The organism is Mesorhizobium sp. M7A.F.Ca.US.006.01.1.1 (assembly GCF_003997935.1).
Lineage (GTDB): Bacteria > Pseudomonadota > Alphaproteobacteria > Rhizobiales > Rhizobiaceae > Mesorhizobium.
Genome location: NZ_RZQL01000098.1, coordinates 1 through 10000 on the forward strand (window position 1 = coordinate 1; position 10000 = coordinate 10000).

At 63.3% G+C, this 10000-nt stretch carries 7 protein-coding genes (1 of these 7 cut by a window edge); 6 read left to right on the plus strand and 1 reads right to left on the minus strand.

From position 1 onward, the window contains the following. The 6 genes from prmC to EN943_RS18140 form a co-directional block, all read left to right on the plus strand. On the plus strand, nucleotides 1–788 hold a 788-nt coding region (gene prmC, locus EN943_RS18115), incomplete at its 5' end, for a peptide chain release factor N(5)-glutamine methyltransferase (RefSeq protein WP_127413990.1). 304 nt (nucleotides 789–1092) lie between these two features. After that, a complete protein-coding gene (locus EN943_RS18120) occupies nucleotides 1093–2055 on the plus strand; it encodes a DUF4167 domain-containing protein (protein ID WP_127413992.1) in 963 nt (320 codons plus the stop codon). Between the two features lie 219 nt (nucleotides 2056–2274). Further along, a complete protein-coding gene (gene clpB / locus EN943_RS18125) occupies nucleotides 2275–4881 on the plus strand; it encodes an ATP-dependent chaperone ClpB (RefSeq protein ID WP_127413994.1) in 2607 nt (868 codons plus the stop codon). Between the two features lie 57 nt (nucleotides 4882–4938). Next, a complete protein-coding gene (locus tag EN943_RS18130; RefSeq protein ID WP_127413996.1) occupies nucleotides 4939–5304 on the plus strand; it encodes an MmcQ/YjbR family DNA-binding protein in 366 nt (121 codons plus the stop codon). Nucleotides 5305–5454: 150 nt separating this feature from the next. Further along, nucleotides 5455–6960: a L,D-transpeptidase family protein gene (locus tag EN943_RS18135; RefSeq protein ID WP_127413998.1), complete on the plus strand. Its 1506-nt coding sequence runs from the start codon at nucleotides 5455–5457 to the stop codon at nucleotides 6958–6960. Nucleotides 6961–7179: 219 nt separating this feature from the next. Next, a complete protein-coding gene (locus EN943_RS18140; protein ID WP_127414000.1) occupies nucleotides 7180–8739 on the plus strand; it encodes an MFS transporter in 1560 nt (519 codons plus the stop codon). A 6-nt stretch (nucleotides 8740–8745) separates the two neighbouring features. Here the strand turns inward: EN943_RS18140 and EN943_RS18145 are convergent, their stop codons facing one another. Then, nucleotides 8746–10000, minus strand: the 3' portion of a protein-coding gene (locus EN943_RS18145; protein ID WP_027038185.1) for a M23 family metallopeptidase. The gene runs 713 nt beyond the window's last position; only the last 1255 of its 1968 coding nucleotides appear in the window; the start codon falls outside the window, past its right edge — the gene reads right to left on this strand; it ends in the stop codon at nucleotides 8746–8748.

A 10000-nucleotide genomic window follows, 5' to 3' on the forward strand; every position in this document is an offset into this window, starting at 1 on the left:
ATGCGAGGCTGATCGTCGAGCATTTTTCTGGTACGACGCGAACGCAGGCCATCGCGGAGCCCGAACGCAGGCTCGGCGCCGGCGTTGTTGCCGAAATCGATGCCGCCCTGAGACGCCGCGCTGGCGGCGAACCGGTGCATCGCATCCTCGGCTATCGTGAATTCTACGGTTTGCGCCTGTCGCTGTCGCCGGAAACGCTGGAGCCGCGGCCGGATACCGAAACGCTGGTCGAGGCGATATTGCCCTTCGTCAAGGCAGTTGCGGCGCGGGAAGGCGAGTGCCGCATCCTTGATCTTGGCACCGGCACCGGCGCCATTGCGCTGGCGCTGCTCAGCGTCGTGCCGACGGCGATCGCAACCGGCGTCGATCTGTCCGCGGGTGCGCTGGCGACGGCGGCCGGTAATGCCAGGCAACTGGGCCTTGCAGGCCGGTTCACGACGCTGCAGTCGGACTGGTTCGAAAAAGTTTTCGGCCGGTACCATGTAATCGCCGCAAACCCTCCCTATATAAGCACGGAAGACATTGGAAATCTGCAGGACGAAGTCCGCAATTTCGACCCGCGCCTGGCCTTGGATGGCGGCGCGGACGGTCTGAACCCCTACAGAACCATCGCCGCGGAAGCGGTAAGGTTTTTGGAAACTGAAGGCAGGATTGCGGTCGAGATCGGCCATACGCAACGCAACGAGGTCTGCGAGATATTCGCTGCAGCCGGCTACGTGCCGAGTGGTGCTTTTCGTGACCTCGGTGGAAACGACAGGGTTATTGTCTTTGAAAGGATAAAGCCTTGACGCAGTGCAAAAAAGCGCTTGGCAATGCCGGGGAATGCGGCTAGGGTCGCCTTAACCGGATGAGACGAAGCAGGCAGTGCTCTTAGCGATTCGGTTTTCCTTGGAAATAGCTGCCTTCTTGCGCAAACGATGCCCAAGCTTCGTGCGGGAATCGTCCGGCAAAGTGATGTAACCGGAACAGGATGGCACGTGGCGCCAACGCAATCGATGCGGGCGAACGCCGGTGAAGAGACGAAACGGCTGGCTGCATGAGCGCCTCCGTTCGTGAAGAGTTTTTCGAAAATTTCAAAATGAAGAGAGTTTGATGAGGCCACAACAGCAGAACAGGCGCATGCGCGGTCGCAACAATAATGGCGGCGGCGGTGGTAACAATAACAACAATAACAACAACAACAACCGCAAGGGACCAAACCCCCTGACGCGCAACTACGAGAGCAATGGCCCGGATGTGAAGATCCGCGGCTCGGCTCAGCAGATCGCTGAAAAATACGCCACCCTTGCCCGCGATTCTCACAGCTCCGGCGACCGGGTCATGGCGGAGAACTATCTCCAGCACGCCGAGCATTACAATCGCATCATCGCGGCCGCACAGGCGCAGATGCCGATCCAGAACGCGCAGCAGAATCGCGATGATTTCGACGAGGACGGCGACGAGGATCGCGACGATTTCGACAATGCCGGCAACAACAGCAACACTGTTTCCGATGTCCAGGTTCCGGTGATCAACCATGGCGCCGGCCCGCAGCCGGTCATCGAAGGGACGCCGGCCGAGGTTGCGCTGAACCGGGAAGGTGGCCGCGAGAGCCGCGACAACAATGGTAGCCGTGACAACAACGGGCGCAACAATGGTGGCCGCGACAACAATGGCGGGCGCCAACGCGATCGTCGCCCCAATGGCGGTTATGGCCAGAACGGCCAGCGCGACTTTGGTTCGCCTGTGGAGCAAGGTAGTCAGCCCCAGAGCAACGAGCCCCCGGTTCAGGGCGAAGCCGTTTCGCCGACCGAATCTGTAGCGCCGGCCGAACCGGCTCCGGTGTTCGAGAACCTTTCCCCGGCAGGTCTTGCTGCCCAGGCCGAACTCAACGAGGCGGCCGCCGAAAGCGGGGCTGCCCGTCGTCCGCGTCGTCCGCGCCGCCCGCGCGTCAACGCCGATCAGGTTGATGGCGGTAGTGACAATGCCAATTCCGTGGCCGACGCCGGCGAGGTGGCTGCGGCCCCGGTCGACAGCGGCAACGCCCAACCGGTCAATGTCGATATCGACAACTGATCGAACGGCATTTCAAGGCATTGAACGGCGGAGAGAAATCTCCGCCGTTTTCGTTTGGGCGGCTGTGCAATATTATGCGGTTGCCGATATCGAGACGTCTTGAGGGTTCGGGGCCTGTGCACCATATCAGCCTCAACTGGACCCGGCTCGAATGGGCGGGTCCGTCACCGCAATCGGATCCGGTGCCGCAAAGCGGGCCGGTGATGGAAGGAGACAGATATGAACCTTGAGAAATACTCAGAGCGTGTGCGCGGCTTTATCCAGTCCGCGCAGACTATGGCGCTGTCCCGCAACCACCAGCAATTCACCCCTGAACATATCCTGAAAGTGCTCGTCGACGACGACGAGGGCCTGGCCGCGTCGCTGATCGAACGCGCCGGCGGCAATGTCCGCGACGTCAAGCTTGGCGTCGAGACGGCGCTCGAGGCGATGCCCAAGGTCGAGGGTGGCAATGGCCAACTCTACCTGGCGCAGCCGCTGGCAAAAGTGTTTTCGACCGCCGAGGAACTGGCCAAGAAAGCCGGCGACAGCTTTGTCACGGTCGAGAGGCTGTTGCAGGCGCTCGCCATGGAAAAATCGGCCAAGACCGCCGACATACTGTCCAAGGCCGGCGTCACCGCGCAGGCGCTCAACCAGGTCATCAACGATGTCCGCAAGGGCCGCACCGCCGATTCGGCGAGTGCCGAACAAGGCTACGACGCGCTGAAGAAATACGCGCGCGACCTGACCGCGGATGCCCGTGCCGGCAAGCTGGACCCCGTGATCGGCCGTGACGACGAGATCCGCCGCACCATCCAGGTGCTGTCGCGCCGCACCAAGAACAATCCCGTGCTGATCGGCGAACCGGGCGTCGGCAAGACGGCGATCGCCGAGGGCCTGGCGCTACGCATCGTCAATGGCGACGTACCGGAATCGCTGAAGGACAAGCAGCTGATGGCGCTCGACATGGGCTCGCTGATTGCCGGCGCCAAATATCGCGGCGAGTTCGAGGAGCGGCTGAAGGCCGTGCTCTCCGAAGTCACCTCGGCCAACGGCAACATCATCCTGTTCATCGACGAGATGCACACGCTGGTCGGCGCCGGCAAGGCGGATGGCGCCATGGATGCGTCGAACCTGTTGAAACCGGCTTTGGCGCGGGGCGAGTTGCACTGCGTCGGCGCCACCACGCTCGATGAGTATCGCAAGCATGTCGAGAAGGATGCAGCGCTTGCCCGCCGCTTCCAGCCGGTGTTCGTCGATGAGCCGACGGTGGAAGACACCGTCTCGATCCTGCGCGGCCTGAAGGAGAAGTACGAGCAGCACCACAAGGTGCGCATTTCGGATTCGGCGCTGGTGGCGGCGGCGACGCTGTCCAACCGCTACATCGCCGACCGCTTCTTGCCGGACAAGGCGATCGACCTGGTCGACGAAGCCGCATCGCGGCTGCGCATGCAGGTCGATTCCAAGCCTGAGGCGCTGGACGAGATCGATCGCCGCATCATGCAGCTCAAGATCGAGCGCGAGGCGCTGAAGGTCGAGACGGACGATGCTTCGAAGGACAGGCTCGCCCGCCTGGAAAAGGAGCTCGTCGGCCTCGAGGAGGAATCGACCGAGATCACTACCAAGTGGCAGGCCGAGAAGCAGAAGCTCGGGCTGGCCGCCGATCTGAAGAAGCAGCTCGACGAGGCGCGCAACGACCTTGCCATTGCCCAGCGCAAGGGTGAATTCCAGCGCGCCGGCGAGCTTGCCTATGGCAAGATTCCGGAGCTGGAAAAGAAGCTGAAGGAGGCCGAGGCCCAGGACGGCAAGGTCGGCATGGTCGAAGAGGTGGTTCAGCCCGACCATATCGCCCATATTGTCTCGCGCTGGACAGGCATTCCGGTCGACAAGATGCTGCAGGGCGAGCGCGACAAGCTGCTGCGCATGGAAGACGAGATCGGCAAGCGCGTCGTCGGCCAGGGCGAGGCGGTGCAAGCTGTGTCGAAAGCGGTGCGGCGCGCCCGCGCGGGCTTGCAGGATCCGAACCGGCCGATCGGCTCGTTCATGTTCCTAGGGCCGACGGGCGTCGGCAAGACCGAACTGACGAAGGCGCTGGCGAGCTTCCTGTTCGACGACGAGAGCGCGATGGTGCGCATCGACATGTCGGAGTTCATGGAAAAGCACTCGGTCGCCCGGCTGATCGGTGCGCCTCCCGGCTATGTCGGCTATGAGGAAGGCGGCGCGCTGACCGAAGCGGTGCGGCGCAGGCCCTATCAGGTCGTGCTGTTCGACGAGATCGAGAAGGCGCATCCCGATGTGTTCAACGTGCTGTTGCAGGTGCTCGATGACGGCCGCCTGACCGACGGGCAGGGCCGCACCGTGGACTTCCGCAACACGCTGATCATCATGACGTCGAACCTGGGCGCCGAATATCTCGTCAATCTCGGCGAGGGCCAGGATGTCGATGAAGTCCGCGACGAGGTGATGAATGTCGTCAAGGCATCGTTCCGGCCGGAGTTCCTCAACCGTGTCGACGAAGTGATCCTGTTCCACCGGCTGCGCCGGCAGGATATGGGCCGCATTGTCGAGATCCAGCTCAAGCGGCTCGAGAGCCTGCTTGTCGACCGCAAGATCACGCTCTCGCTGGACCAGGAGGCGGTCGATTGGCTGGCCGCCAAGGGCTACGACCCGGCCTATGGCGCGCGGCCGCTGAAGCGGGTGATGCAGAAGGAATTGCAGGACCCACTGGCGGAGAAGATCCTGCTCGGCGACATCCTCGACGGCTCGACCGTCAAGGTGACAGCCGGATCCGACCGGCTGAACTTCCGCTCGAAGCCGACGATCGTCGCGGCGGAAGTGGCAGCCTGATCCAGCGCCGTGCGTCCTTCCTGGACGCGCGGCGTTTTCATATGAAACGTGGGGCGGATGACACTGGACGACTACAACAGCTTCTGCGACTCGCTGCCCGCGACGACCCATGTCGTCCAGTGGGGCGGCGCCCACGTCTGGAAGGTGGGGACCAAGGTCTTCGCGATCGGCGGCTGGGACGATGGCCAGCAGCTCTTCGTCACCTTCAGATGCTCCGATATCGCCTATGATGTGCTCAAGGAGCAGCCGGGGCTGCGGCCCGCGCCCTATCTAGCCTCGCGCGGCATGACATGGATCCAGCGTCGGACAAGCCAGAGCATGGATGATGCCGCGCTGAAGGACTATTTGCGCGAGAGCCATCGCCTTGTCGCCCTGAAGCTTACCAGGCAGGCGCGCAAGGAATTGGGACTTGCCGGAAGCTAGTCTATATTCCTTGAGGCGCCGGAAAACCGCCATCTTCATGCCCGGTTCATGTTGGAACCATAGGATGGGGTAACTGGTTTGCTGGCGAAGGGGTTCGCCAGAAGACAATGCCGGCGGCGGCAAATTTACGGACCGGAGAATTTGGCCACCATGTTCCGCACGATCTTTGCCCTCTCGGCGCTAGCCGCCGGGCTTGTGTCTTCCGGGGCGTTCGCCGCGCCGACGACGGACAATGCGCCAAGGGTTGTCCGCGCCGCCGATACCGGGGGCATCCTTGTCGCCCAGGACGGCAATCTCGACATCTACTACGACGCCAGGGGCAACCGCGTCATCGTCGATGCCGATACCGGCAAGGTGATCGCCATCCAGCCGCCGCAGACCCGGCTCGACCGCCGCGCCTTGCGCCGCGAGACACGACTGCGCGAACTGGGTCGCGCCCCCGACGGCGACGACCGCTACTATCTCGACGATCCGGAAGACATGGCGCGGTTCCGCCGCAAGCAGTTGGAAGAGGAAGGCCGCGTTATCCCGCCGCCGGCGGACGAGTACGATCCCTATGGGGACAATTCCGTCGAGGCCTATCCTCCCGCACCGCAGGACGATGGCAGCTACGACGACAATTATCCCGACGCGCCGCAGCCGGCAAAGCCGGGTACCATCAAGCGCCAGCCGCTGAACGAGGCCTCAATAGACCCTGCCCAGCCGGCGACGTCAGCCGATCAGGCGGCTCTGCCGCCAAAGGCCGGCGACAAGACCACCGCTGCCCCGGCACTTTCGCTGGGAGCGCGCCAGGATGTCGCCGCCCTTCAGGTGCTGCTCGACCGGGGTGGCGCTTCGCCTGGCGTCATCGACGGGCGTTTCGGTTCGAATGTCGACAAGGCGCTCGCCGCCTACAACCAGATCACCGGCGCCAGTCTGCGATCGACCGACGCGGTCGCCATCCAGGCGGCACTTGCGCAATCCGGCGGCGATGCCTTCGCCAACTACACGATCACAGCGGAGGACGCGGCCGGTCCCTATGTCGCGTCGATCCCGGAAGACTACAGCCAGAAGGCGCAACTCGACCGCATGGGTTATACGTCGGTGACCGAGGCGCTCGCGGAGCGCTTTCACATGGACGAGAATTATCTCAAGGCGCTCAACCCGGAGGTCGATTTCAATCGTCCCGGCACGATCATCAAGGTCGCCAATTTCGGCAGGCTGGTTTCGACGCCGGTGGCGCGCATCGTCGCCGACAAGGACAAGAAAGAGGTTTTCGCCTATGACGCCGGCGGCAAACTGGTCGCCGCCTATCCCGCAACCATCGGCTCGTCGGATACGCCGTCACCGTCCGGCATACACACGGTGTCGCGCGTTGCGCTCGATCCGAACTACACCTACAATCCCAGCATCAATTTCAAGCAGGGTCAAAACGACAAGGTCCTGACCATTCCGCCGGGCCCGAACGGTCCCGTCGGTTCGGTCTGGATCGCCCTGGACAAGCCGACCTACGGCATCCACGGCACCCCGGACCCGTCGAAGATCGGCAAGACCGAAAGCCATGGCTGCGTACGCCTGACCAACTGGGATGCGAGGGAGCTGGCCAAATTGGTTTCGCCGGGTGTGACGGTGGAGTTTGTCGGCGGACCTTCAGCCGATAACCTTGCGCAGCAGTGAACTGTGAAGTGCGGCGGCATGGACCAGCTGCACGATCAGGATGAAGCCGAGCTTCAGGGGTCGCCTTATCGAAATTCCCGCCGGCCGCACGCAACGAGGCTAGCATGACCGTGCCATTTGCACCCTGAAAGAATGCGACCCTGGCCAAACGGCTGGTTTCAGCGACAGCAAGCCACTGGCCGGTTGTTGCCGGTGCGCTGGGGGTTTAAGCAAGGTTTCATGCATTCACCGAGTAAAGCTGCCGCCGTCCCGCTGACCAGCCCGGTCGCGAATGGAACGTTTTGTCCGCAGTCGCAGCGGCGATTTGTGCTGATCGCGGCAATCCTGGCCTCGGCGCTTGGCTTCATAGACGGCTCGATCCTGGCCATCGCCACACCGGCGATCCGCGTCAATCTTGGCGCCAGCCTTGCCGAGGCGCAGTGGATTTCCAATGGCTATGCGTTGACGCTGTCGGCGCTGATCCTGGCCGGGGGTGCTGCCGGCGACCGATTCGGCCTGCGCCGCGCCTTCGTGGCCGGCATTGCGCTGTTCATCGTCGCTTCGCTGGCCTGTGCATTGGCGCCGAATGCGGTGGTGCTGATTGCATTTCGTGCCGTCCAGGGCATTGGCGCAGCGATCATGGTGCCAGGCAGCCTTGCCATTATCGCCAAGGCCTACCCGAAGAAAGAACGCGGCCGCGCTATCGGCATCTGGGCGGCGGCTTCGGCGCTGACCACGGCACTTGGGCCGGTGCTCGGCGGCTTCGTGCTGTCGGCCTTCGGCGACGGCATCTGGCGGGCGATCTTCGCCATCAACCTGCCGCTGGGCTTGATTTCGATCTGGCTTCTGCTGGCCAAAGTTCCAGCCGATACACCGACGGAGAAACGCAGCCTGGATCTCGGCGGTGCAGCGCTCGCGACATTGGCCTTCGGCGCGCTTGCCTACGGGCTGACCTCCATGAGCGCCAGCGGCGAGGCCCTCATGGCAGGGCCGAGCATTGCCGCAGGCGTCGTATTGCTGGCTGTCTTCATCGTCTTCGAGCTTCGGCAAAGCGAGCCGATGATCGACCTCAGCCTGTTTCGTGTCGGTGCTTTCGCCGGCGCCAATGTGGCGACGTTCTTCCTTTATTTTGCGCTGTCGGCCAACCTTTTCTACCTGCCGATGCTGCTGATCGCCGGCTGGGGGCTGAGCACGGCCGAGGTCGGGTTCATCTTCCTGCCCCTGTCGGCATCGATCGCGCTTTTGTCGGGACCTGTCGGCAAGCTGTCGGACCGGATCGGACCGCGTTTTCCGATCGCCTGCGGCAGCCTGGTCGTGGCTTTTGCGTTTGCCGGGCTGGCCTTGCTCACCTACGCCGGGATCCACAATTTCTGGACGGGAACATTCCCGCTGATGGGGCTGATGGGGCTCGGCATGGCTCTGGTCGTGTCGCCTTTATCGACCGCGATCATGACGGCGGTGGAGGACAAGGACACGGGGGCGGCCTCCGGCATCAACAATGCCGTCTCACGCATCGGTGGTTTGATCGCGGTGGCGGCGATGGGCTCGCTTGCCGCATGGGTCTACGCGAATGCACTGGACGCGAGCGCAACGTCCGGCATCCCAGGATTTGGTGAACCGGCGCCAGCCGGGCTTGCTCCGGCCATCGATGCGACAAGGCTCGCCGCCAGCGACGCCGCGTTTGCCGCTGTTTCTTCGGTGACCGCGCTGCTTTGCCTGCTTGCGGCTGTCATCGCCTGGGCGACCATTCCCGGTGAGCGATTGCCATGGCCGCGACAGGCCGAAGAGACGCCAGGCTGAAGCGGATCAACCGTCGATCTTGGCGCTCGCGACCTTCAGCGAATCGCTGTCTTCCTGCTTCAGCAGTTCGTCGATGCGCTCGCGCTCGCGTTTGAAGGCGACGAGGTCATCGCCCTTAAGCACCTTGCCGACCGGCAGGCGGACACGCATCGGATCAACCTTGGTGCCGTTGACGATCAGTTCGTAGTGAAGATGCGGGCCGGTGGCGAGGCCGGTCTGGCCGAGGAAGCCGATGGTCTGGCCCTGGCGGACGTGCACGCCCGGTTCGATGCCTTTGGCAAAGGCGCTCTGGTGATTGTAGGACGTTTCGTAGCCATTGGCGTGGCGGATGATGATCTGCTTGCCGTAACCGCCGGCCCAGCCGACCTTCTCGACCGTGCCGTTGCCGGCGGCGATGATCGGCGTGCCGATGGGGGCTGCCCAGTCGACGCCGGTGTGCATGCGGACATAGCCGAGGATGGGATGCCTGCGGGCGCCGAAACCGGAGCGGAATTTCCCGGCGGGCAGGGGATTGCGCAACAGGAACTGCTCGGCGCTCGATCCGTCCTCATCGAAATAGTCGGTGCCGCCGTCCTGCATCTGGAAGCGGTAGAAGTTGCGGGTCTGGCCGCCGAACGTCGCCGAGACGTAAAGAAGCTCGGAGCTGTCCGAGGTCTGGTCGTCGCCGTCGGGCTGCGAGAACAGGACTTCGATTCGATCGGCGGGGCTGAGGCGGGACTGGAAGTCGACGTCGGACGCCAGCAGCTTGATCAACCGTTGCGTCATCGCCTTGGACATGCCGTAGGAATAGGCGGCGCGGTAGATGCCGTCATAGACGTTGGGCAGGTTGCCGCGCACCACGACCGGCGCCGACGAATCATCGAAGGCCGTCAGCAATTCGGGGTTCGGATCCGGTTCCTGTGCCGGCACATACTGGCCGCGATCGTTGAGCGCGATGGTGACGATGTGCTGGGTCCGGTCGTAGACGCTTGTGCGCACGACCTTGGCGGCATCGCCGTGAACCTCGAGGCCGACACGCAGCACGGTTCCAGCCTTGAGCGCTGTCGCATTGAGCAACTTGGCGATGGCTTCGGCCATTCCGGTGGCATCTTCACCTGTGTAGCCCGAATCAGCAAAAGCCTCAGTGACGTCGAGATCCTTGGTGAAGGGGATGATTTCCTCGGCGAAAGCCGGCGCCTGGTCGTCAACGGTGGCTCGCGGCGCCACCGAGACGTTTTCCGGCACGATCTTGACGTCGTAGGAGCCGGCCATGCTCTCGGCA